Genomic DNA, 24,953 nt, shown 5'->3' with positions numbered 1-24,953 from the left:
GGCCAGGCGGTCCAGCGCGTGGCGCAGCGGGCCCGGCGGGCCGGACAGTTCGAGCTGGCCGCCCGGCTCGAACGTCACCGCGCTGCCGCCCGGCAGCGCCGGCAGGGCCCGCTCGACCCGGGCCAGCGGGACATGACTGCCCACCGCCGTGCTGTCGAAGACCAGGAACTCCAGCTCGACGCCCACATGGTCCGCGGCGGCGGGACGGAAACAGCGGCGCGCGAAGTCCGCCACCTCCGCGGCGTCCCGCAGCGGCGTGTCCTCTGCGGTCAGCCCGACCATCGTCTCTTCTTCGCAGAGCGCATGGCTCTACAGACCCGCGAGCCTCCCGAACGTTACAGGGGGATCTTGGAGGCGCGAGAACGCGAGCGGGAGAGCCCGCGCGACGACGGCGCGCCGATCCGCAAACCGACTGGTGCTCGATCCACGCACCGGCCGTGTGGAGCCTTACGCCTGCCGCCGCTCGCGGAAGGCGGACATGAGCCGGTCCTGCACGTCGGCCCGCAGTTTCTCCGGGGGCGGGTCGCCGAGGACGCCGATGGTCGCGCGGAACTGCTCGAAGTAGCGCTCGCACCCTTCGCAGCAGGCCAGATGCCGCCGTACGCCGTCGCACGCCCGCTGATCGAGGGCGTGGTCAAGGTAGGCGGTGATGACTTCCACCAGTTCGTCGCAGGTGAACCGCTTCACGACGCACCGCCCTTTTCGCCAGTAGATGAACCGTTTCACTTATTGTGACTGCTACCCGGACCGGAAGGAGCCCGCCAGCTCATTCTGGCGGTTTCACGGATTCGAAGTAGTCCGCCAGCCGGCCGCGCACCGCCGCTCGGGCGCGATGCAGCAGGACCCGCTGGTTGGCCGCGGAGATCTCCAGGACCTCGCACACGTCATCGGAGCTCCATCCCTCCACGTCGCGCAGGGTGATGACGGTGCGCTGCCGAGGGGGCAGCCCGTCCAGGGCTTCGGCGATCACCCCGCGCACCTCCGAGGCCAGCGCCTCGCCCTCGGGCGTCGGCCATGCCGCGGGGACCTCCTTCCACCCGCCCGGCGGCACCGGTCCAGGGACCGCGGACCCGCCGCCGTCCCCCTCGAAGGCGCTCCACGGAAGCGTGCGGCTCTCGCGCACGCCGCGCTTCTTCGCGATGTTGACCAGGATGCGGTAGACCCAGGTCTTGACCGAGGAGCGGCCCTCGAAGGAGTCGATCCCGCCGATCAGCGCCAGCCACGTGTCCTGGACGACCTCCTCCGCGGAGTGGTCGGTGGACACGTAGGACCTGGCCACCCGGAGCAGACCCCCGGACCAGGTGTCCAGCAGCGCCGCGAACATCGCCTCGTCGCCGGCGCGCAGGGCCGTGACGACGACGTCGTCCGGGGGCAGTCCTCCGCCCGCGAAAGACCCCACGATCGCTTTCCTTCCGGTCGAGCACTGGGACATTCATGACCTCGGTGCCGGGCCGGGGCCCGGCGTCCCGCGGCGGGACGACACCTCCCACGCTAATCTCTCCCACCGACGTTCTTCCTTCCCGCTTCGGCGGGCGGGGCCACCTTGTGCGTATTGTCGAAGAGCAGGCCCCGGCGAATCGGTGAGGAGCGTCCCATGCGACGGTCGGAACGGCTGCTCTACGCGGCGAACGGGGTCGATCTTCGCGTCGTGGACGTCGCGTTGAACGATGGCGGGCATGTGGAGCGGCCCTTCATCCGCACGCCCCCGTCCGCCGGGGCGGTGGTCTTCCACGGCGGGCGCGTCCTGCTCCTGTGGCGGCACCACCTCATCACCGACACGTGGGGATGGGAGATCCCGCTCGGCGAGATCGGCCCGGACGAGGAGCCCGAGGCGGCCGCGGCCCGGCACGTGACGGAGCTGACCGGCTGGCGGCCGGGGCCGCTGCTCCCGTTGATCCGGATCCGCCCGGCGGGGGACGTCGCCGACTGCGACCACCTGATCTTCGTGGCCAACCAGGCCTCCCCCGGCACCGCGCCGGCCGGCGACGAGGAGGGCGGGCGGGCCGAGTGGCTGCCGATGCTCCACGTCCAGCAGCTCATCGACGAGCAGACCATCACCTCGGCGACCACGTCGGCGGCACTGCTGCACTTCCTGGCCGACCTCCTGCGGGCCCGCCCGTCGCATTAGACGCCTTCAGGCCCGGCTCGGCGGGGTCAGGTGGAGCGTCTGATGCCGCTGACCGGCTCGGCGGGGTCAGGTGGAGCGTCTGACGACCAGCTCGGGGCGGATGACGGCGTCCATCACCTCGCCGGGCTCCGTCATGAGGGTGGCGACCTGCTCGACGGCGAGCTTTCCGAAGCGCCGCTTGTCGATGTAGAGGGTGGTCAGCATGGGATCCACGAGCTCGCCGAGGGCCAGGCCGTCGAAGCCGAGGAACGCGCAGTCCCCCGGCACCTCCCGGCCGCGTTTCATCGCCTGGCGCATGGCGCCGATGGCGATGAGGTCGTTGTAGGCGAAGACCGCGGTCACGTCGGGATGTTCGGCGAGCAGCGCGTCCATGGCCGCGGCCCCGCCCTCGGTGGAGTTGTCGGCCGGCTGGATCCACCGCTCGCCGACCGGCAGCCCGTGGTCGCGCGCGTAGGCCAGGTAGGCGGCCCGGCGGGCGTGGGGCGCGCCGGACAGTGCGTGCGCCCGGTCGTCGATCATCGCGATCCTGCGGTGGCCACGCTCCGTCAGGTGGTCCAGGCCCTGCCGGATCCCGTCGCGGAAGTCGATGTCGACCCCGGCCACGGCGAGGTCGCGGCCCCGCCGGTCGAGCACGGCGAACGGGATGCCCGACGAGGCGATCGTCCGGATGGCCTCCTCGTGCAGGATGAACCCGACGCAGGCGTCCACGTGCTTCGGCACGGCCTCCGCCACCGCGAGCTCCTTGGCCCGTTCGGAGCCCGTGGCGTACACGACCACCTGCCAGCCCCGGCCGTCGGCCGCCTCCAGGACGCCGTCGACCACTTCGGGGAAGAACGGGTTCAGCACGTCGGCGATGATCAACCCGAGGGTGGTCACGTCCTGCCGGACCATGCCGCGCGCGAACCGGCTGGGCCGGTAGCCCATCTCCTGCGCGACCTGCAGGACGCGCCGCCGGGTCTCGGGGTCGATCTCGGACTTGTCGTTGATCGCCCTGGAGACCGTCTGGCGCGAAACCCTCGCGGCCCGCGCCACGTCGTCGATCGTGACACGGCGCGGCCTGTTCGTCGTCGGCACGACTGAGACTCTAACCTCCCCTGGCCCGCCCACGGGCCCATGACTGCGTGATCGTTCACGTGAACGCTCACGACCGATCATGCGGCGAGGGAGGCGGATGCGTCAACGCCGGATTTCCGGCCTGTTTCCGTCTATTGACATCGGAGGTCTCGCGGGAGCAAGGTGCTCGTGAGCGGTCCCGTGAACGTTCACGGGATTGGGGACCGCCGCACTGCCCCCTGACGGAGGTATCCCACCCATGCACACCGACCCCCCGACGAAGAACCGCAGGCTGTCCGTGCCCCCCGCCGCCGCCGTGCCCCTCGCCGCCGCCGTGGCGATCGCGTTGAGTTCGTGCAGCGTCGCCGACACCGCGCCCCGGAAGAGCGGCGGCGCGCCGGCGGCAGCGCCCCAGGAGATCAGCTTCCTCACCTTCGAGACCCCGAACCTGCCCCCGGAGTACTGGGACGCGGCCATCGAGCGCGTCACCGACAAGCACCCCGAGATCAAGGTCAAGAAGCTGGTCACCCCCACCGTGGACCGCACCGGGTACGCCAAGCAGCTGCTGGCGTCCGGCCAGTTCCCCGACGTCATGCTCGCGGTCAAGCCCACCGACATCGGCGCCGCCCAGAACCTGTACGCCTGGCGGCCCGACGAGCTGAAGGACTTCATCGTCCCCGACGGCGGCGCCATCGACGGCAAGGTCTACCAGCTGCCCGCGAACACCCAGACGATCCCCAACGTCTACTACCGCAAGTCGATGTTCGAGAAGGCGGGGATCGCCGCTCCGCCCAAGACGTACGCCGACCTGCTCGACGCCGCCGCCAAGCTCAAGGCCAAGGGGATCACCCCGTTCGTCGTGGGCGGCGGTAAGGACGCCTTCCCCAGCGTCCTGCCGCTGACCGCCACGGTGGCCACGGAGGTCTACAAGAAGAACCCGAACTGGATGCTCGACCGCCGCGCCGGCAAGACCAAGTTCGCCGACCCCGACTTCGTCAAGGCGCTCAGTCTGGTCGGCGACCTGGCCGGCAAGGGCTACATCGACAAGAGCATGGTCTCCCTCGACTACGCCGCGACCGAGCAGGCGTTCCTCAAGGGCAAGGGCGCGATGTACCCGATGGGCTCGTGGTTCGCCGCCGCGGGCGACAAGAGCGACATCAAGGACGACGTCGGGGTGTTCGCCTGGCCGACCGCGGACGGCGCGCCGCTCCTGCCCGGCTACACCGGCGGCGGCCTGGAGGTCAACGCCAACTCCAGGCACCTGGACGCGGCCAAGAAGTTCACGCTGGCCTTCCAGCTCGACAAGGCCAACCTCGACAACTCCGTGAAGTCCGACGCGCTCTTCCCGGCGATCAAGGGCTACACGCCGCCCGCCGACACCGGACCGGTGTTCAAGGCCACCTACGCCCTGTGGACGGAGCACGTCCAGGGCAACGCGACGGTGAAGGCGTTCTCCTGGGAGACCGGCGGCGACGCGCTGATCGCCGGGATGACGGAGAAGGTCTACGCGGCCGTCCAGGACGTGATCATCGGCATGAAGTCGGCACAGGACGCGGCGGCCTACCTCGACGCCGAGTGGGAAAAGGCATCCTGATCATGACGACCGATGTCGGCACCCGGCGCCGTCGGGCGGCGGCGATCACCGCCACCGCCCGCCGGCGCCGGCTGATCTGGCGCGACCTCGGGCACTTCGGCGTCTTCGCCGCCCCGGGCATGCTGGTCTACCTGTGCTTCGTGCTCGCGCCGATCGTGGTCAGCTTCGGCTACAGCCTGACCAGCTACAACCCGTTCAACCCGCCGACGACGTTCGTCGGCGGGCGCAACTACGCGCTGCTGCTGCGCGACGAGGAGTTCCTGACGGCGCTGCGGGTCACCGTGATCCTCACCGTGATCCTGGTCGTCGTGCCGAACGTGGCGGGACTGGCCGTCGCGGTGCTGCTCGATCGCAAGGGCTGGTTCTACAACGCCTGGCGGGCGACGTTCTTCGTGCCCGTCGTGCTCAGCTCGGTGGTGGTCAGCGTGGTGTGGACGCGGCTGCTGGCGGACGACGGCGTGGTCAACCAGGTGCTCGGGTGGGCTGGAGTGCCAAAGGTCGGATGGCTGTCCGATCCGGACCTCGCGCTCTACTCCCTCGCCGCGATCATGGCCTGGCAGATGCTCGGCTTCTGCGTCGTGGTCTACCTGGCCGGGCTGCAGGCCGTCCCGCACGAGCTCCAAGAGGCGGCGTCGATCGACGGCGCCGGCCCGGTCGCCCGCTTCCGCCGCGTGACCTGGCCGCTGCTGGCCCCCGCGCTGACGATCAACACCGTGGTGCTGCTGATCACCGCGTTCAAGGCGTACGACCACATCCAGGTGATCACCAACGGCGGGCCGGGCTCCGGCTCGACGGCGACCATCGCCTTCGTGATCCTGCACACCGGCTTCACCGCCAACCGGCAGGGCTACGCCTCCGCGATGGCGGTCGTCATGCTCGTCATCATCGCGACGGCCTCCGCGATCACCCTCCGCCTGCTCCAGCGCAGGGAGGTCAGGCTTTGAGAGCACTGATCACCACCGTGGTGGGCGCGATCTTCGCCGTCCCGCTGTACGTGGTGCTGGCCAACACCTTCAAGCACGGCCCCGACATCGCGCCCGACCCGGTCGGCCTGCCGGTGCCGCCCATGCTGGACAACATCGCCGCCGTCCTGTCCAGGCCCGACCGGCTGTTCTGGGCCAGCCTGGGCAACAGCCTCATGGTCACCGGGCTGTCCGTGGCCGTGCTCACGGTGCTGTCGGCGATGCTCGGCCACTATCTGGCGCGCACGGACTCGCGCTGGGGCAGGATCGCCACGCTCGTCCTGCTGTCGGGGCTGATGATCCCGCCGCAGGTCATCCTGCTGCCGGTGGTGCAGGTGCTGCGGCTGTTCGACCTCATGACGACCGTGCAGGGACTGCTGCTGTTCAACGTGGGCTACTACGTCCCTTTCGGCGTCTTCGTCTTCGCCGGATTCGTCCGGACGATCCCCATCGAGATGGAGCAGGCCGCGGCGATCGACGGGGCGGGGCGGCTCAGCGCGTTCTGGCGCGTGGTCTTCCCGCTGCTCCGCCCGGCCAGCGCCAGCGCGATCATCTTCTTCGGGGTGTGGATCTGGAACGACTTCCTCAACCCGCTGATCATCCTCGGCCCCGGCCAGGGCACCACGATCACCACCGGCATCTATCGCGCGGTCGGCCAGTATCAGGTCGACTTCGGCACCGTCTTCGGGCTGATGTTCCTGGCCACCCTCCCCGTCGTCGTCTTCTACCTGGCCCTGCAGAAGCAGTTCGTGAAGGGACTGACGAGCGGAGCGACCAAGGGATGAGCGACACGACCTCGCAACGGACCGGGCCACCGGTCTCCCCGGACTCACAAGGAGTGCAGTCTTGACCGCCGTGACGCCCTTGACCGCCGTTACGACCTTGAGCGCCGTGACGACAGCAGAGCGCCCCGCCGCCCCCACCCGCCACCTGATCGACGACGTGACCGTCGCCGTCCTCGCCGCGGGCACCCCCGCGCCGTACACCACGCGCGAGCTGCCCGGCGGGCTGGTCGCCCTCGACGTCTCCGCGCCCGAGGGCACGCCGCTGGAGATCCGGCTGGCCTCGCCCCTGCGGGACGCCGTCGGGTTCTGGCACCCCGCCTGCGGGTGGGAACGCTCCCTGCTTCCCGACTGGGCGGGCCGCATGCGGACCTCCCTGGTGAACGGCGCCGCGGTGGGCTGCCTGTACCAGACGTCGGGCGCCACGCTGCTGGCCTTCGCCGCCGAGGACCCCCTGGCCGAGACCGAGGTCGTGTTCGGCGTCTCGGAACAGTCGAGGACGTTCGTCGTGCACCTGCATCCCGTCGCGCGGGCGGCGCCGTACACGCTGGTGCTCGCGCCCCGCTCGGCGTCGGTGGCGGCGGCGCTGCGCCGTCTGCGGGCGCACCTGCGCGGCCACGCGCCGATCACGCCCCTGCCGACGCCGGAGACGGCCTGGGCGCCGGTCTACTCGACCTGGTACGCCTTCGGGCAGAACGTCACGGCGGCCGAGGTGGAGGAGGAGGCCGAGCTGGCCGCGGGGCTCGGCTGCGGGGTGCTCATCCTGGACGACGGCTGGCAGGAGTACGGCACCAAGCGCGGCTACGCCTGGGCGGGCGACTGGACGGTGGACACCGCCAAGTTCCCCGACCTCGCCGGGCACGTGGCGAGGGTCCGGGCCACCGGCATGTCCTACCTCGCCTGGATCGCGCCGCTCCTGCTCGGCCCCGAGTCTCGGGCGTACCCGCGGCTCGCGCACCTGGCGCCGGTGGCCAGCCCGACCGGGCCCGGGGCGTACGTGCTGGACCCGCGCGTTCCCGAGGTGCGCGAGCACGTGGTCGCCACCTGTGTACGGCTGATCCGCGACTACGGCCTGGACGGCTTGAAGATCGACTTCCTGGACGACGCCGGGGTGTACTCCGGAGCGGGGGCCGCCATGGCGGACCTGCTCGGCGCGCTGCGGGCGGCGCTGCCCGCCGGCAGCATGATCGAGCTGCGCCAGCCGTACCTCGGGCACGGGATGGCCGCCTACGGGAACCTGCTGCGCGCCACCGACTGCCCGGCCGACGCCACCGCCAACCGGGTGCGGACCATCGACGCGGGCCTGCTCGCGCTCGGCGGCGCGGTCCACTCGGACATGCTCATGTGGGACCCGGAGGCCACTCCGGCGTGGGCGGCCCGCCAGTTGCTGAGCGTGCTGCAGGCGGTCCCGCAGATCTCCAACCGCCTGACCGAGATGCGCGCCGACCATCGCGAATGGCTCGCCTTCTGGCTCCGCCAGTGGGAACGGCTGCGCCCGGTCCTGCTCGACGGGGACGTCGAACCGGGCCGCCCCGACGAGCTCTACCCCGTGATCAGCGCCCGCACCGGCGACCGGGAGGTGATCGTGCTGCACGCCGACCGGGTGGCCGCGGTGGACCTGTCCCACAGAGAGATCGACCTGGTCAACGTGACGGCCGCGGACCGGATCGTCATCGAGGTCTCGCAGGGCGCGGCGGACGTCCAGGAGACGGTCTACGACGCGCGGGGGCGGCTCGTCGGCACGCGCAGCCGATCGCTGCGGCCCGGCGTCACGGTCCTGACCGTGCCGCCCTCTGGACTGGTCTCACTCCGCATCGCCGATCCCCGCAGAGCCGGATCCGGCGCGCCTTCTTCCTGAGAAAGACGGCAGATATGCCATTTCGAGGAGTCACCATGAAGCAATCTCGGCTTCGTCCGCACCTGGCCGTCGAAGATCCCGGGCAGCGCCAGCACCAAGCGGGACTTCCTGGGCGAGCTGATCAAGGCCGCCAAGGCCAAGGGCCTGAAGGTCATCCTCTACATGACCGATGACCCGCAGTGGCACAACCAGACCGGCACCTCCTACCTGAGTTCGGCGGCCTACTCGGCCTACAAGGGCAAGCAGATCGACATCACCACCCGCGAGGCAACGCCTACTGGGAGCGCAACAAGCTCTATCAGCGGATCCGGGCCGAGCGACCCGAGATGACGCTGTCCAACAACAACGAGGGCACGCCGATCAGGGACATGGTCAGCCATGAGCAGAAGAAGGGCATGACGCCGTACTGCGACTATCCGGGGTCGGTCTGGACCCCGATGCCGAGGATCACCGAGGCGTGCTTCACGATCGACTATGAGTGGTGGTACCACGGCGGCTTCCAGCCCGGCCGGATCAACGACGGCGGCTACGCGGCCACCACCGTCGTCGAGGACGACCTTCAAGGTCAAGACCGCCGAGGACCGGCAGGGCGTCTACCCGCCCGGCACGATCACCGCCACCGGCGGCACCACCGGCACCGAGGCGCTGGTGGACGGCGACTACCTGACCTACTGGGACGCCAAGCAGCAGATCCCCGCCTCGCTCACGCTCGACCTCGGTGAGGTCCGCAAGGCCCGCTACCTGGCGGTCAACCAGCGCGAATGGTCCCCCACCCACAACAGGGGGGCCTTCGGCCGCAAGGAGGACTCCACCCGGATCAAGGACTATCGCGTCCAGGTCAGCATCGACGGCGACACCTGGAAGCAGGTCAAGGCCGGCGTGCTGGAGAGCGCCAAGGGCGTACGCTTCATCGACCTCGGCAACCTGAAGACCCGCCACATCCGCCTCGACATCGACAGCACCTGGGGCTCCCCCACCGTGCCGAGCTTCTACAACAAGCTCGCGATCGACGAGCTCTACGTCGGCTGGCGCCACCCCGTCCGCCACAGCAACTGACACCCCTTCCGGTACGGCCGGTACGGCCCGCGCCCGGCGCTGGCCGTACCGGCCCATTTACTCCATCGCCCCTTGCCCGCAACAGACAGTGACTATATGGTCACGGAGAACGTTCCCCTGAATAGAGGGAGGGCAATTCATGACCGGCAAGCACGAGGGCGACAAGTCCGAGTTGGAACCGTTCAAGCCTCCCGAAGACGAAAAGAACAAGGGGGACGGTGTCGGCGGCGGCGGAGGCAAGCACGCGAAGGACGGCAAGGGCGGCAAAGAGAAGTGATGCCCGGCCTCGCCGCCCGCGTCGAAGGCATGATCGCTGCGTTAGGCGAGAATCGCGGCCTGATCAGCGACACGATCGTCGACGCGCTCCGCGCCGTACCGCGGCACCTGTTCGTGCCCCCGGTGGGTGTGGCTCTCACTGACACGGGACCCGAGCTCATCGACCAGGCGAACGACCCCGAGGCATGGTGGACGGCCGTGTACGGAACAGCCGCCATCGTGACGCAACTCGACGGCGGCGCGACGGACATCGGCGACGCGGAAGGACGCTACACCTCATCCAACTCCGCCCCCGAAACCGTGGTCGACCTGCTCGAACTGCTGAATCCACAACCCCAGCACCGCACGCTCGAGGTGGGCACCGGAACCGGCTGGACGGCCGCGCTGCTGTCCCACCTGGTCGGCGAAGCCGCCCGCGTCACGTCGATCGAAATCGACCCTGCGATCGCCGGGCAGGCGGCGAAGAATCTGGCCACGGCCGGGGTGCGCCCTCGCCTGATCGTCGGTGACGGGGCGGCCGGTTGGGCAGCCGGAGCACCGTACGACCGGGTACACGTCACCTGTGGCGTACACACCGTTCCCTATGCCTGGATCGAGCAGAGCCGGCCCGGCGCGGTGATCGTCGCGCCGTACTCCCCCGGCTTCGACACCGACCAGTCGCTCCGTCTCGTGGTCCGGCCGGACGGCACCGCGATCGGACGATTCCCGGGCTACACCTCGTACATGATGATGCGCTCGCAGGGCGCGACTCCCTGCGATCCGGACGATGGGAGCGGCAAGCGGTTCGCCATCCGGGTGGATCCACGCACGATCGCGTACGCGCCCGCCGGAGCCGGTCTGGTCATGTCGGCGCTCACCGGTCTGCGCACGCGCGTGAGCGACGAGGCGGGCTTCGTCCTGTACCTGGTCGATCCCGGCGACGCCGGCCAGTGGGCGGCCGCCGTCCACCGGTCCGACACCGAGCACATGGTGTACGAGCTCGGTGACCGGCGCCTCTGGGAGGAAGTGGCGGACGCCTATTTCCGCTGGGTGAGCTGGGGCGAGCCAGGGCTCGACCGGTTCGGCATGACGGTCACCCCTGAGGGGCAGCGGCTCTGGCTCGACACGCCCGAACGTGCCATCGGCCCGTGCCGATCGGCCGTCTCGTGACGCACGAGGCGTAGGCGCACCTCCAGGCGAACCTGCAAGATGGGCCTGATCAGACGACGCCTGCCACGCGTAAGGCCTCGCCGCTGTCGCGCAACGCCCCGGATGTGCCGTACACGCGCATGAGCCGGCGGCAGACGGCGCGGAACTCCCCGAGCACGCGCTCCGACTGGATCGTCGCGGCGGTCGCCGCCAGCCCCGCCAGCAGCTCGCCCGCCTGGTCGGCCTCCCCGGCCAGGCCCAGGGCGTCGGCCAGGCGCGCACCCACCATGATCCTGTCGCGGCGCAGCTCCGCGGGCATGAGCGCCGTGCCCAGGCCCAGCTCGCCGGCGGCGATCCTGGCGGCGGACGGGCGCCTGGTGAGCCTGGCCAGGTCGCGCATGGCCGTGCCCCGGGCCAGCGAGAGCACCACGGTGAACGTCGGCTCCTGGAGCCAGGCCGGCCCCTCTCCGTCCCCGCCGTCGGCCGCCACGGTCTCGGCCCTGTCCAGGGTGCGCGCGTAGGCGCTGGCCTCGCCCATGAGCGCGTGGCCGCGCGCCTTCGCGATCATGGCCCAGGCGCGGATGCCCGGATGGGCCGCCCGTCCACGGTCCGCCGCCGCCCCCGCGAGGTCGACGGCCCGCGGCGCGTCACCCCGCGTCCACGCCACGGTGGAGGCTTGCGCGAGTGACAGGCTGGCCAGGTCGGTGTAGCCCACCGACTCCGCCCAGCCGCGCGCGGTCTCGTACCAGGCCAGTGCCGCCCCGCTGTCGCCCCGGTCGTAGCGCATCCAGCCGGCCAGGTACGCGAAGTCGGCCGACAGTCGCGTCACCTCGGTCCGGACCTGCCCCTCGGCGGCCTGCCGCCAGCCCGCCAGCGCACGCAGGTGCGCCTCGAGCGCGGGCAGCAGGGCTCCCCCGTCGACCTGTCCCTCGGCTCGCAAGTAGGCGTCGTAGATCGAGGACATCGCCCGGACCATGGACGGCTCCACGCGCGCGGGCGGCCGGGCCAGGCGCGCCCGGCGACGTTCCGCGGCGAGCCAGGTGTCCATCAGCTCGCCGTCGGCCCGCAGGATCGCCTCGCACCGCTCGGCGAAGCCGGTGGGGACCCGTCGGGTGCCGCTCTCGATCCGGCTCACCTGCGAGCCGGTGTAGCCGGCGAGCGAGCCGAGCTCGGCCTGGGTCAGTCCGCGCCTGCGCCGCCAGTCGCGCAGGCGGTGGCCGAACGGGATGGGCAGGTCGTCCTCCACCGGACCTCCAGGTGAAGATGATCACCGCTCAATCGGGTCGGCACCAGCCCGTCAAGCTAATGAGAAAGAAACTTTACCATTTTCTGTCGGATGGCGCATCTCCCCACGACGCGAAAGGGCCGGCCACGCCTGGGTGGCCGGCCCTTGCCGTCAGGGTCCCGTGCGCGCTATTTCAGCGCGTAGGCGCGCATGATCGTCTGGGTGACGGTGGCGCCCGCGTCGTTGCCCGCACGGATCCGCAGCGAGATGAAGCCGCCGCCCGCGTCCGCACGGGGGTTGAACACTGCGGCGTGCCAGGTGTGTCCGGTGTTGCCGCGGATCCACGCCTGCCGCCAGGTCTTGCCGTCGTCGTCCGAGATCTCCATGGACACTTTCGACTTTCTGATCGCCTGGGCGCCGTGCTGGTTGCCCACGGTGAGGTCGATCGGGAACCACGCGAACCCGGGTGCCCGGTTACGCTCGTCCAGCGGCGCCCGGGGATCCTCCCTGACCGTGACGACCGGAAGCGCCGGCACCTCGTAGGCTCCCTGGGGCCTTGCCGAGTCGAAGGTCCACTCGGTGGTCACCCGCGAGCTGAGCTTCGTCCAGGCTGCCTTGGCCCGCTGGGCGTCGACCGTCAGCGTGTAGGTCCCCTTGTCCCTGGGCACGGCGAACCCGCCCATGCTGACGTTGGGGGACGAGCCGAGGACCTTGCCGTCCCGGGACAGTGTCATGCTTCCGGTGGCGTAGAAAGTGTCGGTGATCGGGAAGCCGATGTGCCCGGGATCGCTGGGCGTGAAGCTGGAGACGACCGCCCGGAGCTGGTCACCGAAGCGGATGATGCCGGAGCCGTAGTCGTACGAGCGCAGCGCGGGTCCGAAGACGGCGTTGTTCCAGTCCTGCCGGTAGTCGCCGGCGGGCCGTGGGCTGCCAAGGCCGAGGACCACGCCCTGCGGCATGAACGGGTGGTCGGAGGGCGCGCGCTGCTGGAAGTGGTCGGACCATTCCACAGGTCCGGGGCTGAAGAACTCCTTGCGGTTGGCCGGCAGGTTCAGGGAGTGGAAGCCGCCGTGGGCGATGACCTGGCGGGGCAGGTAGTAGGGCAGCGACGCCCTGGCGCCGATCGCCTGTACCGCGCCCTGAGAGCGGTACCGGGCGTCCACCCGGGTCAGGTCGCTGTTGCGAACCGAGTAGGTCGGGTCGGCGGGCACCTCACCCGGGTGCGGGAACGCCAGGTAGTAGGCGTCGCGCTCGGAGATGAGCGCCGTGCTGTAGCCGAACGACATCCGCTCCGGGTCGCCCTTGGCCGGGGCCAGAAAGAGCTCGTTGCCAGGTCCGAACACGCTGAAGAGGAGCATGTTGTCGGCTTCGCCCGAGTCACGGGTGAAGATGCCGTCCAGCGAGGCCCACTGCCTGGCCACGCCACTCGCGCCGACCTTGGTGGTGATCCGGTTGGCGCGGCGGGCGTCGTGCACCACGGTGATCCCGGCCCGGTCGACGACGATCCTCGGGTCGATCGTGACGGCGATGTCAGCGCTCCGCTCGTCCGCGCCCGTGTAGATCACGGACTCGAACGTGTACGGCCCCTTCGGCAGGCGTACCGTGGCCTGCCCGTTCTTCACCTCGGCGTCGGGGAAGTACCACAGGCCCGCGTCGTCGAGGACCGCTCCGAGGAGCGTCTGCGGCAGTTCGTCGGAGGCGGGCTTTCCGGCCCTGTCGATGAGCTTGACGGTGACTTCATACGATTCCGGCTCAAGCGTCACGCCGAAGGGCGTCTGCACCACTTCGCCGCCGGGGCCGCTCGCGACGATCCGTCCGGCCTGCGAGCCCTTGCCGCTCAGCGCCGCCCTGCGCAGCCCGAGGGTGACGTCCTGGGTGCCGTGCGCGGGCACGGTGACGCTGGTGGCGCTCAGCGTGACGGCGTCCCCGAGTTCGGGCGCGGACGCCGTCAGGGTCAGTGTCACGGGCTGGTCGCCGTCGTTGCGGTAGGTCACCGTTCTCGACAGGTCGTCGCCCTCCTTGTACGGCCAGCGCAGGTAGCCGAAGTTCAGGCTGGTCTGGTCGGCGTGCACGAGCTGGCGGGCCGCCCTGGCGACGTCCAGCCGCCCGCTGCCCTGGGTGAACGGGGACGTGTCCGCCGTGGGCGCCGCGCTGCTAGTGAGCGCGGCCTTCAGCCGGGCCGGGCTCCATCCCGGATGGCGCTGCGCGAGGATCGCGGCGGCGCCCGCCACGTGCGGGGTGGCCATGGACGTGCCGCTGGCCTTGGTGTAGAGGTCGTCCACCGGGTCACCCATCGACGTGCCGGCCGCGCGCGCGGCCAGGATGTCCTCGCCGGGCGCGGTGATGTCCGGCTTGATGGCGTAGTCGCCCGCGCGGGGGCCGCGGCTGGAGAAGTAGCTGACCTGGTCGGAGGCGTCCACGCTGCCGACGGTCAGGGCCGCGTCCGCGGCTCCCGGGCTGCCGATGTAACCGGGGACGGGGAAGTTGCCCGCGGCGATCACGAACAGCGTGCCCGCCTCGGCGGTGAGCCTGTTCACCGTCTCGGAGAGCGGGTCGGTGCCGTCGCTGGGCTGTTCGCTGCCGAGGCTCATGTTGACGATCTTCGCCTTGCCCGCGGCCCATTCCATGCCCGCGATGACGGCGGACTCGTCGCAGGTCTCGTCGCCGCAGACCTTGCCGACGAGCAGGGAGGCGTCCGGCGCCACGCTCTTGGGCCCGCCGCCCTCTCCGGCGATGATGCCGGCCACGTGGGTGCCGTGGCCGACGTTGTCCTTCACCCCGTCCGGGCTGTCGGAGAAGTCCTTGGCCTCGGCGACCTTCCCGGCCAGGGCCGGATGTGCCGCGTCGTAGCCGCTGTCGAGCACGGCCACCCGGACGCCCTTGCCCGTGAACCCGGCCTTCCACGCCTCGGGAGCGCCGATCTGGGCGACGGAGGCGTCGTCGGAGAGCTTGACCCGCCCGTCCAGCCAGATCTTCTTCACACCGGGGGCCAGGCCGCGGTCCTCGGTGAGCTTGTCCCAGAGCGCCGCCATCTCCTTCGCGGGAGCGTGGTAGACGGACGCGCCGAGCCCGGCCAGCATCCGGTCCGCGGCGGCCGCGCGGGGCTCGCCCGCGTAGTCGACGATGATCCTGGCCTCCTCGCCGATGCCCTGCCGTGCCAGCTCGGATACGTCGAACAGGCGCGGGTCGAGGTCACCCGCGGCCAGCGGCCCGCTCGCGTCGGCGGGTACCACCTGGAGGTGGACGCGGCCGGCCGCGTCCTTGGTGACCCGTTGCGCGAAGGCGATCCCGGTACGGCCCGGCCCCGGGATGATCACCGCGCTCTGTCTTCCCCCGGCCTGTTCGGTGAGCGTGACCCGGTCGCCTGTCACCAGGGTGATCTGGTGGACCTTGGCGGTCCCGTGCGGCGCGGGAGGCGGGGCGGCCCCGGCCGGGCGCACGGGCGACAAGCCCGAGAGCACCAGGCCGAGCGCTGCTCCGCCCAGGAGGATCCGCCTGACGTCTGCCATCGTGTGTCCTTTCGACGGACGCGAATGGCCTGATCATCAAGGCGTCGGCGGCTTTATTGGAAGGTTTCTTTTCTTGACAACAGATCTGTCAAGCGAGGTGACCCCCGGCGCACGGCAGGCGGCCCCGCACCCTCGCCAGGACACCGTTGGCGAAGTAGATAAGACAGAAGCGGCCCCGCGCTCACCAATGTGATCACGGGGCCATGCTCAACGTCTCAGATGCGCAGGAGCTCGACGTCAGCCCGACTCCGCGCTAATCCGCGGGCGCTCGGCATGCGAATACCAGTCACCTCCTCGTCCGATGAAGGGACTGCCCATGCAGCGTTGTAACCGGTTCCGCCGCGGGCTTTTCATGGCGGGTGTCGCACTGGCGGCCATCGCCGGGCTGTCGGCAACTGCCTCGTACGCCGTCCAGGCCGCACCCGCGCAGAACGGCTTCGCCAAACCGGAAGTCAGGCAGGCCGGTACCGTGCACGGCGGCTACATAGCGCTCGTACAGGAAGATTTCGTGCCGAGGAGTCGTAACCAGCCGGGCGGCCCGTTGTTCGGCTGACAACTCGTGTCGTCCCAACTGTCATACGGTGTCGTCTCGCACTGACATCTCGTGACGCTCAACATCCAGCTGATGCGTATCGTCGGAGACAGGCTCCAGCCCCATGATCACATCTGTGATCATGGGGCCGCTGTTATTTGGTCCACTTCGCCAACGGTGTCCCTGCCGAGGGGGCGGGGCCGCCGCCGTGCGCGCCAGGCGCGCTCAGTGGACGATCAGTGGGAGTACGCCTGGAACTCGGCTGCCCGGAGCTGGTCCCGCAGCGGGCTGGCCGTGGCGCAGTCCGTCGCGGAGTTGGGGTCGCTGTCCTGCTCACCGGCGTAGAGCGGGTTGCCGGTGCACTGCGTGGTGACCGCCCGGAGCATCAGGTGCGCGGCCGTGGTGGTGGGCACCCGGAACGACTTGATGAGCAGGTCGGCGCCCCGCGGGCGGGGCAGTGCGGTCTTGAACGCGTCCGCCGGGCTGGTGTAGATCTTCGTGAAGTTCGCCGGGTCGGCGCAGCCGGAGTCGCAGGCGAGCACCTCGAAGGAGCGCAGCGCGGAGAAGCGGTTCTGCACGCCGGGGTCGGCCGGGTCGTTGACGTTGGGTCTGAGCATGGCGCTCACCTGCACCCTGCGGATCTTGACGGGGGCGTCGCCCGCTAGGTCCACGGTGATCGACTTGCCGGCGGGGGCGCCGGTGAGCGAGGCCCAGTTCGTGGCCTCGGTCTCGTCGATCAGCTTCGCGTGGTTGACGCCGTCGCCGGAGGCCACCGCGCCGGAGGTGGCGGAGGCGTGGTTGCGGGTGAGCGGCAGCGGGAGGGGCAGTGTCACGCCGCCCACGACCGCGTACTTCAGCCGCGTGTGCCCGAACCCGTTGCCCGTGACCACGAAGTCGTACAAGCCGGGTGTCATCCGCACGGTGTCGCCGAGCGGCGTCGCGGGGTCAGTGTCGGCGACCGGGACTACGCGCCCCTCGTAGTCGCCCACGTAGAGCCGCAGCGCCGCGTCCTTGGCCTCGCCCAGCGGCTTGAGCTGGAGTGAGCCGTTCCTGCCCTTGGGGTCGACGAAGCTCGGCGTCGGGTCGGGGTCGCTCGGGGTCACGCTGGCCGCTCCCTGGCCGAGGCCGTGCTCGGCGAACGCCCGCCACATGATGTCGTGGTTCGCGCCGCCGAAGCGGATCGTGTCGGCCGCGAGCAGCGCGTCGCGGTGGTCGACGTAGCTGACCGCGCCCGAGGCCATGAGCAGCAGCGCGTCGAACGAGAGCTGGGCCCAGCGCCGGTTGCCCGGGCACTGGCCGACCGGCGTCCGGCCGTCCGCGCAGTCCCGCTGCTGCTTCGCGGTGCCCTTGCCGTACTTCCCGACGAACGCGTCGCGCACGTCGAACTGCGTGGCCGACCAGATCTCGCCGTCGGCGTGCACCTGCTGGCCGACCAGGTCGTAGGCGATGTCGCTGTAGTTGAGCGGCGACTTGGACATGTCGTAGTTGCGGATGCCCCGCCCGTGGTCTCCGGTGACGTAGCCGCCGGTGACGTACGGGGTGTCGCCCGCGGGGCGGAAGCCGTACTCGCTCAGGTACTCCATCGCGAACAGGTCGGAGGTGCTCTCGTTCATGGCGCCGCCCTGAGCGCCGATCCATCCGGCGTTCGGGCCGCCGATCATGCGGCCGGAGATGGCGTGGGTGTACTCGTGGCCGATGACCGACATGTCGTAGTCGCCGTCCACGCAGGGGGCGTAGAACGAGCCGGCGACCGGCTGCCACAGGTACATGTTGGTGATGGGCGCCACCCCGTCGGGGCCGGTGATCTGGTTGGCGTTGTCGCGGACGGACAGGACCCTGGCTCCGGCCTGGGCGTTGCCCTGCTCGGGATCGCCGCCGAGCCCGCCGCGGTCGCCGTTGTTCGCCTGCATGTTCCACGCGGTCTCGGTGAAGCCGAGCCGGTAGGACCAGTCGTGCATGCGGTTGTGCATGACGTGCAGGTTGGCGATGGCGGCCTCGAGGTCGTTCTCGCCCGGCTGGTCGAACACCGCGGGGTCGCACTTGGCCTGGTGCCAGGTGTTGCGCCACGGGTAGGTGTAGTCGCGGCTCGGCGTGGCCACGTTGGCGCGGGTGCCGACCGTGAACGGGTCGCCGCTGGCGCGGTTCTCGAAGGTGCGCGCCGAGTTGCCGACGCTGGTGTTGGCCGGCGTGTTGGTGGCGTGGTCGACGTCCCACGCCTTGCCTGTCGCCGGGTCGCCGCCGGTCACGCGGTCGCAGCCGGGGGCGGCCGTGAAGCACCAGGCCTTGCGGGTGTCGGCGGAGGAGTAGTCGGCGGGCGGGTTCGCCGGGAAGACCGACCAGCGCGGGTTCTCCGGGTCGAGGTGGTCGACCAGGTTCTCGCGGACCAGGATCGCGCCGCTGACGGCGTCCACGTGCGTGGTGTAGCCGGCGGCCTCCTTCTGGCCGCGGCCGATCAGGACGACCTGGTACGCGCTGTGCACGCCGTCGGGCGCGGGCACGGCCACCGGGGTGGCCTTCTTGGTGACCGCCGAGGCCAGGTCGAGTCCGCCGTCCTTGGCCGCGATCTCAAGTGCCTGCTGCGCGGTGATGGCGGCGGCCGGTGGCGCGCCCGTCTGGCGCGACAGCGACGAGGTGACGTGCCGGACCTTCCCGCCGGCCACGCCGACCGCGACGAGACCGTCCACACCCGCCGGCAGATCGCCGAAGCGCTGCCGCAGCAGCACGGCGTGGCCCTCGCCGATGGGGTTGACCGCAACCTTCTCCAGGGCGTCCACCGCCGCGGCGGGCAGGCCGAAAAGGCTCTCGTTGTTCTTCAGGTAGGCGCGGGCGGCCTGCTCGGGGTCGGCGCCCAGGCCCTCGGCGAGCGGCTCGGCGCCGGTGACCACGGCGGGGGTGCCCAGGGAGTTCCAGCGGACCTCGGCCGCCGGTGCCGCGCTCGGCGCGGAGATCCCGGCCGGCGGACGCACTGTGCCCCGCCGGTTGTCGATGTCGGGCTTGCCGTGCTCCTCCGCCTGGAAGTCATGGATGATCGGGGCCTTCCCGCCCGGTTCGGCCTGGGCGGCTCCGGTGATGGGCAAAGCCGCCGCCGTGACGGCGACGGCCACGAAAGCACTGCGTAACCAGGGTTTGGTCGACACACTTCCTCCTGCACAGGGGACGCGCTGATCCAACGCTTATCCCGCAAGAGGTAGCACCGCCGCCGAGCAGTGACAAGATCTTGTAAAGACAGAAAAGTCGGCGTATAGACGGGCGGACCGGTCAGGTAGACGGGCGGACCGGTCAGGAGACGGGAATCCGGGCGGTGAGGGCCGTCAGCGTGGCGCCGAGTGGGGCGTCCAAGGTCAGCACGGCTTCGGCGTCGCCGCGTGTCGGCCCCTGGTTGACGATGGCGATCGGGATGCCCAGCTCGGCGGCCCTGGCGACGAACCTCAGGCCTGATCGCACCGCCAGCGACGACCCGAGGACGAGCAGCGCCCGCGCTCCCGCCACCAGCGCGAAGCACTCGTCCACCCGGGCCCGGGGCACGTTCTCGCCGAAGAACACCACGTCGGGCTTGAGCAGCCCGCCGCACGCCGCGCAGTCGACCACCTGGAACCCCTCGACCTGCTCGTCGGTGAGCACGGCGTCACCGTCGGGGTTGATCCGCCCGTCGGCCCGCCAGGCGGAGTTGGCGGCCCTCAGGCGCTGGTCCAGCCGGAGGCGGGAGGTGCGCTCGCGGCACGACAGGCAGACGACCCGGTCGAGGCCGCCGTGCAGCTCGATCACCCGCCGGGCGCCCGCCGCCTGGTGGAGACCGTCCACGTTCTGGGTGACGATGCCCGCGAGCAGCCCGCGCCGCTCCAGCTCGGCCACGGCCCGATGCCCCGCGTTGGGCCGGGCCTGGCCGATCTGCCGCCAGCCGACGTGGCTGCGCGCCCAGTAGCGCCGCCGCGCCTGCGCGCTGCCGACGAACCGCTGGTAGGTCATGGGCTCCGCCCGCCTGGCCCGGCCGGTCGGCCCCCGGTAGTCGGGGATGCCCGACTCGGTGGACAGGCCCGCCCCGCTGAGCACCGCCACTCCACCCCCGGCCACCAGCGCGGCCAGCGACGCCAAGGACGGCGAGCACGAGGTTACGGTCACGCCTCCATGGTGCCCGACGCGCCAGGACGCCGAGCCGTGCGGCTCCCCCGGTCCTCGCAGGGATGATCACCCCGTGTCGGGGTAGCCGGAGGCGGATGTGGACCCAGAACCGATTCCCTCTCCGAGGAGAAAGGCGCTCCCTCCGCATGATCACCACTGAGAGAGCACGTACGGACCGTGAACACGGCCTGGGGCCGCGGCTGACCCTCGCCTCCCTGGCCGCGGCGCTCGTCATGATCCCGTTCACCCTGCTGCTCGTGGTCGCCAGGCTGCCGCTCAACGACCTGGACTCCGGCGTCGCCCACGCGTTGCACGAGTACGCGCTGGCCAATCCCGCCGTGACGGCGGTGCTCACCGTCTGGACCGACGTGTTCGGGCCGTGGCCATGGCGCGTCGCCGTCGCCCTGCTGGCCGGCTGGCTGGTGTGGAAGGGCGCCCCACGGCTGGCCCTCTGGGCGATCACCACCATCACCGTGGGCGGGCTGCTCGGCCTGGCTCTCAAGATCCTCGTCGATCGGGCCAGACCGCTGCTGCCCGACCCGGTCGCGCTGGCGCCGGGCGAGGCGTTCCCTTCTGGGCACGCGCTCAACGCCACGCTCGGCGCGGGGGTGATCGTGCTGGTCGTCCTGCCGATGCTGCCGGCCCGGGGCCGGCTCGTCGCCTGGGCCGTGGCCGCCTTCCTCGTCCTGTCGGTCTCGTACACCAGGGTCGCGCTCGGCGTGCACTGGGTCAGTGACGTGCTCGGCGGGATCGTGCTCGGCGCGGCCGTGCTCGCCGCCACCACGGCGGCGTTCGAGACCTGGCGCCGCGACGAGGGCCGCAGGCCCGCCATCCCGCCGCTCGAAGGGATCGAGCCCGAATCGGTGAAGGCCACCCGTGACTGAGCGGGGCGAGTACGTGAGGCACATCCGGTACTACGCGTCGGCACTGCTCCTGCCGCTGGTGGCGCTGGCCGCGGTGACGTACGGCGCCGGGGAGCTGATCACGGCGCTGCCCACCGGCGAGGCGGCCGTCAGCGCGGACCTGGCCGCCCGGCGCACCGCCCTGTGGAACACCCTGACCGACTTCGGCAGCAGCCTGTCCGACACGCCGTACATCGTGGCGTTCACCGCGCTGACCGCGGTCGTCCTCGGTCTGCTCCGCCGCCGTCACGAGGCCGCGTTCGTGGTGGCGGCCGTCTGGAGCCAGTCGCTCGTCTTCCTGGCCACCAGCGCCCTGGTCGCCCGCCACCGCCCACCGGTGCACCACCTCGACCCGGCCCCGCCCACCTCCAGCTTCCCCTCAGGCCACGTCAGCGCCGCCGTCGGCTTCTTCTGCGCGGTGGCGCTCATCCTGTCCACGCGCCTGCGGAGCGGGGCGCTGCGGGTGGCGGTGTGGACGCTCGCCGTCGCCGTGCCGCTCGTCGTGGCGTTCTCGCGGCTGTACCGGGGCATGCACTTCGTCACGGACATCGTCTGGGGCCTGCTGCTGGGCGCCGCCTGCGTCGCGGTGGCCGCCCGCGCGTTCCTCGCCCGGCGTCCGCCGGAGCGGGAACACCAGCCGGTACCCGCCCGAAACGCGAATGGGCCTTGAAGATCGGGCCGCCAGCGGGCAAGATCATGCTGCCCGCGAGGAGGTCATGCATTGCGCGTTGTCATCGCCGGAGCCGGCATCGGAGGCCTGACCACGGCTCTGAGCCTGCACGCCGCCGGCATCACCGACGTGGTCGTCCACGAGGCGGTGGCGGAGATCCGCCCGCTCGGCGTGGGCATCAACATCCTGCCGCACGCCGTGCGCGAGCTCGTCGAGCTCGGCCTGGGCGACCGCCTGGCCGAGATCGGGGTGCCGACGGCCGACCTGACGTACGTCAACCGCCACGGGCAGGTCATCTGGTCGGAGCCCCGCGGCATGGCGGCGGGCTACAACTGGCCGCAGTACTCCATCCACCGGGGACGCCTGCAGTTCATGCTGCTGGACGCGGTCAAGGAGCGGCTCGGCCCCGGCGCGGTGGTCACCGGGTCGCCCGTGACCGGGCTGGACCACGACGCCGATCTGCTGGTGGGCGCCGACGGCATCCGTTCGAGCGTCCGGGCCGCCCTGTTCCCCGAGGAGGGCCCGCCGCTGTGGAGCGGCCAGGTGCTGTGGCGCGGCACCACGTACGCCAAGCCGTACATGACGGGCCGGTCCATGCTCATGGCCGGTGACGACAGGCAGAGGGTGGTCATCTACCCCATCGCGCCCCCGGAGCCCGACGGACGGGTGCTGATCAACTGGGCCATCCAGCGCAAGGCCCCCGAGACCACCCCGCGGGGCGACTGGAACCGGCAGGTGGAGCTGGAGAAGTTCGTCCACCACGTGGCGGACTGGCACTTCGACTGGCTGGACGTGCCCGGCCTGATCTCGGCGGCGGAGGCGGTGTACGAGTATCCGATGGTGGACCGGGACCCGCTCCCGCACTGGTCGACCGACACGGTCACGCTCCTCGGCGACGCGGCCCACCCCATGTACCCGACCGGCTCAAACGGCGGCACGCAGGCCGTCATCGACGCGCGCGTGCTGGCCAACGCCCTGGCGACCGGGCGCGGCCTGGCCTACTACGAGAGCCAGCGCAGGCCCACGACCAACGCGATCGTGCAGTCCAACCGGCGCGACGGCCCCGAGGTGGTGCTGAGGCTGGCCCACGAGCGCGCCCCGGAGGGGTTCGCCGACATCGAGGACGTCATCCCGCGGGCCGAGCTGGAGGAGATCGCGCTCGGCTACAAGCAGACGGCCGGTTTCGTCCCGGCCGCGCTCAACGAGCGGGCGTCCTGGTCGGTGTGACGGGAGCCCGGCCGGGCGTGCGCGCGTTCTCGGCGCCCGGCCGCGCGCCCTTCTCGCCGCTCAGCCGCGCCCTTCTAGTCTCGCTCAGCCGCGCGCCTTTCTGGTCGCTCAGGCGGGCGCCCTTCTGGTCGCTCAGGCGGGTGCGCCGGGCGTCCTGCTCGCGGCGCGCCCGGCCGCGACGAGCTCGCGCGTCGCCGGTGCGACCTCCTGGCCGAAGGTCCGCAGCACCCCGGGGTCGTCGCTCATGAGGATGTAGGCCGAGACGCCGTCCTCCAGGGTGAGGGCGGCGAGCTGCTCCGCCCACTGATCGGGCGGGCCTGACAGCAGCCCGTCGCCGCGCGGCCCGAACCGGCCCATGACGTTGAGCAGGCGGCGGATCGAGGCAGGGTCCCGGCCCGCCTCGGTGGCCGCCGCGTCGATGGTGGCGTTGCCGTCGGCGAGCTGACGGATGCTCTCCAGGTACGGCACGGACGGCAGCCAGCCGTCCGCCTTGGCGCCGACGAGGCGGAGCATCCTGGGCTTGTAGGCGCCGAGCCAGATGCCGATGTCGTGCGCCGGAGCGGGGCCGCGCTTGGCCCCGTCGACCCGGTGGTAGGCGCCGTCCACCCGCAGGCGCGCCTTCTCGCCGGCGTCCCAGATGCCGCGGATGATGTCGATCGCCTCGCTGAGCGCGTCCACGGCCTGCCCGGGTGCCAGCCGCCGCCCGCCCATGGCCTCGATCGGGTCCCAGAACCCGCCCGCGCCCAGCCCGAGCTCGACGCGACCGCCGCTGAGCAGGTCGAGGCTCGCCGCGGCCCGGGCCAGCACGGCGGGCTGGCGCAGCGGAAGGTTGGTGACGTTTCCCGACAGGTGGATCCGTCCGGTCCGCGCGGCGACGTACGAGAGCAGCGTCCAGGTGTCGAGGAAGCCGGCCTGGTAGGGATGATCCTGGAAGGTCACCAGGTCCAGCCCCGCGGCTTCGGACTCCTGCGCCAGCGCGACGACCCGCTGGGGCTCCTCGTTGGCGGGGGTGATGAACGACCCGAACAGCAGGTCGTGGCCGTAGTCAGGCATGCGTGTCGCCTCCTCCGGTCTCCGCCCGGCGACGCGGGCAGCCGGCACGACGGCCCGGCAGGCCGTCAGGTAGCCGATACCCTCCAGGCGGCCCGGCAGGCCGGGCACCCTCCCACGTCCGGCAGGGGATTTCCCTAGGGCCGCCCCTGGGGCGGGCCACCATCCGCGACCGCATGATCGAGGCACCGCGCGTTCGCGAGGCGGTCAGTGACGACGCAGGCGAAGTCGCAGGCGGCGGCACAGGCGGCCTCACCATCGCGCCCGCCCGGCCGTCCCTCGCCGAGGTGGCCGAGGGCGTCTACCGGCGGCTCGGCCCGGACGACCAGGCGGCCGTCCCGGCGATCCTGCTCCGCATGATCGTCTCGGACGAGGCCGCCGACCGCGCCCTACGCGAGATGCGTCGCAGGGAGCTGCTCGACGGCGTGGAGGACCCGTCGCGGGCCGAGCGCGTGCTGCGGGCGTTCACGGACCGCGGGCGGCTCGTCCAGCGGGGCGAATCGGTCACGCTGGTCAGCGCCGCCCTGCTGCGCGCCTGGCCGCGCCTGCGGCGGTGGATCGACGGCGACCGCGAGGGCCTGCGCATCCACAGCGCCCTGACCAGGGCCGCCGGCCTGTGGGACGCCAACGGGCGCAGGCACGAGGATCTCCTGCGGGGCTCCGTCCTCGAGGAGAGCCTGGACTGGGTGGCGAACGTACGCAGGCATCTCGCGCCCGGCCCGCTGGAACGGGCGTTCCTGGAGGCGTCCGGCGTCCGCACCCGCGCGCGTGCCAGGCGCCGCGGGCAGGTGGCGGCGACGATCGCCGCGCTCGTCGCCGTGCTGCTCGCGGTGGCGGGCGTCGCGATCGTGCAGAACGGCCTGGGGTCCCGGCAGCGGGACT

The 24,953-nt window shown here is 71.4% G+C and carries 22 protein-coding genes and 1 pseudogene; 14 read left to right on the top strand and 9 right to left on the bottom strand.

The annotated features are described in order from the left end of the window. The 3 genes and pseudogenes from DQW85_RS45190 to DQW85_RS40015 all read right to left on the bottom strand — a co-directional run. A pseudogene (locus tag DQW85_RS45190) lies at positions 1-282 on the bottom strand (glutamate-cysteine ligase family protein); the annotation flags it as partial. A 165-nt stretch (positions 283-447) separates the two neighbouring features. Beyond that, positions 448-687: an anti-sigma factor family protein gene (locus tag DQW85_RS40020; protein ID WP_113704940.1), complete on the bottom strand. Its 240-nt coding sequence runs from the start codon at positions 685-687 to the stop codon at positions 448-450. Positions 688-766: 79 nt separating this feature from the next. After that, positions 767-1,399 (bottom strand): RNA polymerase sigma factor, encoded by a 633-nt coding sequence (locus tag DQW85_RS40015; RefSeq protein WP_240197728.1) that lies wholly within the window; start codon positions 1,397-1,399, stop codon positions 767-769. A gap of 195 nt (positions 1,400-1,594) precedes the next feature. Between DQW85_RS40015 and DQW85_RS40010 the strand changes: the two genes are divergently transcribed. Then, a complete protein-coding gene (locus DQW85_RS40010; RefSeq protein WP_113704938.1) occupies positions 1,595-2,128 on the top strand; it encodes an NUDIX domain-containing protein in 534 nt (177 codons plus the stop codon). 66 nt (positions 2,129-2,194) lie between these two features. Here the strand turns inward: DQW85_RS40010 and DQW85_RS40005 are convergent, their stop codons facing one another. Then, positions 2,195-3,202 carry a LacI family DNA-binding transcriptional regulator gene (locus DQW85_RS40005; RefSeq protein ID WP_205315775.1) on the bottom strand — a complete coding sequence of 336 codons (1,008 nt, stop codon included), beginning with the start codon at positions 3,200-3,202 and terminating at the stop codon, positions 2,195-2,197. Between the two features lie 238 nt (positions 3,203-3,440). Between DQW85_RS40005 and DQW85_RS40000 the strand changes: the two genes are divergently transcribed. The 8 genes from DQW85_RS40000 (at position 3,441) to DQW85_RS39980 (ending at position 10,858) form a co-directional block, all read left to right on the top strand. Next, a complete protein-coding gene (locus DQW85_RS40000; protein ID WP_113704936.1) occupies positions 3,441-4,775 on the top strand; it encodes an ABC transporter substrate-binding protein in 1,335 nt (444 codons plus the stop codon). A gap of 2 nt (positions 4,776-4,777) precedes the next feature. Next, positions 4,778-5,719: a carbohydrate ABC transporter permease gene (locus DQW85_RS45185; protein WP_205315774.1), complete on the top strand. Its 942-nt coding sequence runs from the start codon at positions 4,778-4,780 to the stop codon at positions 5,717-5,719. Beyond that, positions 5,716-6,522 carry a carbohydrate ABC transporter permease gene (locus DQW85_RS45180; protein WP_205315773.1) on the top strand — a complete coding sequence of 269 codons (807 nt, stop codon included), beginning with the start codon at positions 5,716-5,718 and terminating at the stop codon, positions 6,520-6,522. Before DQW85_RS45185 ends, DQW85_RS45180 begins: the two co-directional genes overlap by 4 nt. A gap of 106 nt (positions 6,523-6,628) precedes the next feature. Then, a complete protein-coding gene (locus tag DQW85_RS39990) occupies positions 6,629-8,377 on the top strand; it encodes a glycoside hydrolase family 36 protein (protein ID WP_205315772.1) in 1,749 nt (582 codons plus the stop codon). Positions 8,378-8,539: 162 nt separating this feature from the next. Continuing rightward, complete coding sequence (locus DQW85_RS45175; protein ID WP_162795758.1) at positions 8,540-8,707, top strand: hypothetical protein; 168 nt, start codon at positions 8,540-8,542, stop codon at positions 8,705-8,707. Positions 8,708-8,851: 144 nt separating this feature from the next. Continuing rightward, positions 8,852-9,433, top strand: coding sequence for a discoidin domain-containing protein (locus DQW85_RS39985; RefSeq protein ID WP_113704935.1), 582 nt, complete (start codon positions 8,852-8,854; stop codon positions 9,431-9,433). A gap of 139 nt (positions 9,434-9,572) precedes the next feature. Further along, on the top strand, positions 9,573-9,710 hold the full coding sequence (locus DQW85_RS45170) for a hypothetical protein (RefSeq protein ID WP_162795757.1): 138 nt from the start codon (positions 9,573-9,575) through the stop codon (positions 9,708-9,710). A 29-nt stretch (positions 9,711-9,739) separates the two neighbouring features. Then, a complete protein-coding gene (locus DQW85_RS39980; protein WP_113704943.1) occupies positions 9,740-10,858 on the top strand; it encodes a methyltransferase domain-containing protein in 1,119 nt (372 codons plus the stop codon). Between the two features lie 49 nt (positions 10,859-10,907). On the opposite strand, the gene DQW85_RS47820 is transcribed toward DQW85_RS39980, so the two are convergent. Together DQW85_RS47820 and DQW85_RS39970 are read right to left on the bottom strand one after the other, a co-directional pair. Next, positions 10,908-12,083, bottom strand: coding sequence for a helix-turn-helix domain-containing protein (locus tag DQW85_RS47820; protein ID WP_113704934.1), 1,176 nt, complete (start codon positions 12,081-12,083; stop codon positions 10,908-10,910). 167 nt (positions 12,084-12,250) lie between these two features. Then, a complete protein-coding gene (locus tag DQW85_RS39970) occupies positions 12,251-15,571 on the bottom strand; it encodes a S8 family serine peptidase (protein WP_113704933.1) in 3,321 nt (1,106 codons plus the stop codon). Positions 15,572-15,872: 301 nt separating this feature from the next. Here DQW85_RS39970 and DQW85_RS39965 point away from each other — a divergent pair, with 301 nt between their 5' ends. Continuing rightward, positions 15,873-16,124 carry a hypothetical protein gene (locus DQW85_RS39965; RefSeq protein ID WP_162795756.1) on the top strand — a complete coding sequence of 84 codons (252 nt, stop codon included), beginning with the start codon at positions 15,873-15,875 and terminating at the stop codon, positions 16,122-16,124. 215 nt (positions 16,125-16,339) lie between these two features. On the opposite strand, the gene DQW85_RS39960 is transcribed toward DQW85_RS39965, so the two are convergent. Continuing rightward, positions 16,340-19,240, bottom strand: a complete 2,901-nt coding sequence (locus tag DQW85_RS39960; protein WP_240197727.1) for a M36 family metallopeptidase — start codon at positions 19,238-19,240, stop codon at positions 16,340-16,342. Between the two features lie 142 nt (positions 19,241-19,382). Continuing rightward, positions 19,383-20,222 carry an NAD-dependent protein deacetylase gene (locus DQW85_RS39955; protein ID WP_205315771.1) on the bottom strand — a complete coding sequence of 280 codons (840 nt, stop codon included), beginning with the start codon at positions 20,220-20,222 and terminating at the stop codon, positions 19,383-19,385. A 146-nt stretch (positions 20,223-20,368) separates the two neighbouring features. Between DQW85_RS39955 and DQW85_RS39950 the strand changes: the two genes are divergently transcribed. From DQW85_RS39950 to DQW85_RS39940, 3 genes are read left to right on the top strand one after another with little or no spacing between them, the layout of a single operon-like run. Then, on the top strand, positions 20,369-21,106 hold the full coding sequence (locus tag DQW85_RS39950) for a phosphatase PAP2 family protein (RefSeq protein ID WP_113704930.1): 738 nt from the start codon (positions 20,369-20,371) through the stop codon (positions 21,104-21,106). Further along, entirely contained in the window at positions 21,099-21,794 is a 696-nt protein-coding gene (locus DQW85_RS39945; protein WP_113704929.1) for a phosphatase PAP2 family protein, read from the top strand. Before DQW85_RS39950 ends, DQW85_RS39945 begins: the two co-directional genes overlap by 8 nt. A gap of 51 nt (positions 21,795-21,845) precedes the next feature. After that, entirely contained in the window at positions 21,846-23,021 is a 1,176-nt protein-coding gene (locus tag DQW85_RS39940; protein ID WP_113704928.1) for a flavin-dependent oxidoreductase, read from the top strand. A 132-nt stretch (positions 23,022-23,153) separates the two neighbouring features. On the opposite strand, the gene DQW85_RS39935 is transcribed toward DQW85_RS39940, so the two are convergent. Next, positions 23,154-24,074: an LLM class flavin-dependent oxidoreductase gene (locus DQW85_RS39935; RefSeq protein WP_113704941.1), complete on the bottom strand. Its 921-nt coding sequence runs from the start codon at positions 24,072-24,074 to the stop codon at positions 23,154-23,156. A gap of 173 nt (positions 24,075-24,247) precedes the next feature. Here DQW85_RS39935 and DQW85_RS39930 point away from each other — a divergent pair. Then, positions 24,248-24,953: nSTAND1 domain-containing NTPase (locus DQW85_RS39930; protein WP_205315770.1), on the top strand; the 706-nt coding region annotated here is incomplete at its 3' end.

Source organism: Nonomuraea lactucae (genome assembly GCF_003313395.1).
GTDB lineage: Bacteria > Actinomycetota > Actinomycetes > Streptosporangiales > Streptosporangiaceae > Nonomuraea > Nonomuraea lactucae.
Note: the sequence above shows the minus strand (reverse complement) of the source record. Positions and strands in the feature narration are given on the sequence as shown.

Excerpts from the sequence above, each read along its gene's own strand:
- DQW85_RS39965 (WP_162795756.1), top strand. The coding sequence starts at position 15,873 with ATGAAGGGACTGCCCATGCAGCGTTGTAACCGGTTCCGCCGCGGGCTT.
- DQW85_RS39980 (WP_113704943.1), top strand. The coding sequence starts at position 9,740 with ATGATCGCTGCGTTAGGCGAGAATCGCGGCCTGATCAGCGACACGATC.
- DQW85_RS39935 (WP_113704941.1), bottom strand. The coding sequence starts at position 24,074 with ATGCCTGACTACGGCCACGACCTGCTGTTCGGGTCGTTCATCACCCCC.
- DQW85_RS39950 (WP_113704930.1), top strand. The coding sequence starts at position 20,369 with ATGATCACCACTGAGAGAGCACGTACGGACCGTGAACACGGCCTGGGG.
- DQW85_RS40010 (WP_113704938.1), top strand. The coding sequence starts at position 1,595 with ATGCGACGGTCGGAACGGCTGCTCTACGCGGCGAACGGGGTCGATCTT.
- DQW85_RS39970 (WP_113704933.1), bottom strand. The coding sequence starts at position 15,571 with ATGGCAGACGTCAGGCGGATCCTCCTGGGCGGAGCAGCGCTCGGCCTG.
- DQW85_RS45170 (WP_162795757.1), top strand. The coding sequence starts at position 9,573 with ATGACCGGCAAGCACGAGGGCGACAAGTCCGAGTTGGAACCGTTCAAG.
- DQW85_RS40000 (WP_113704936.1), top strand. The coding sequence starts at position 3,441 with ATGCACACCGACCCCCCGACGAAGAACCGCAGGCTGTCCGTGCCCCCC.
- DQW85_RS45185 (WP_205315774.1), top strand. The coding sequence starts at position 4,778 with ATGACGACCGATGTCGGCACCCGGCGCCGTCGGGCGGCGGCGATCACC.
- DQW85_RS45175 (WP_162795758.1), top strand. The coding sequence starts at position 8,540 with ATGACCGATGACCCGCAGTGGCACAACCAGACCGGCACCTCCTACCTG.
- DQW85_RS39985 (WP_113704935.1), top strand. The coding sequence starts at position 8,852 with ATGAGTGGTGGTACCACGGCGGCTTCCAGCCCGGCCGGATCAACGACG.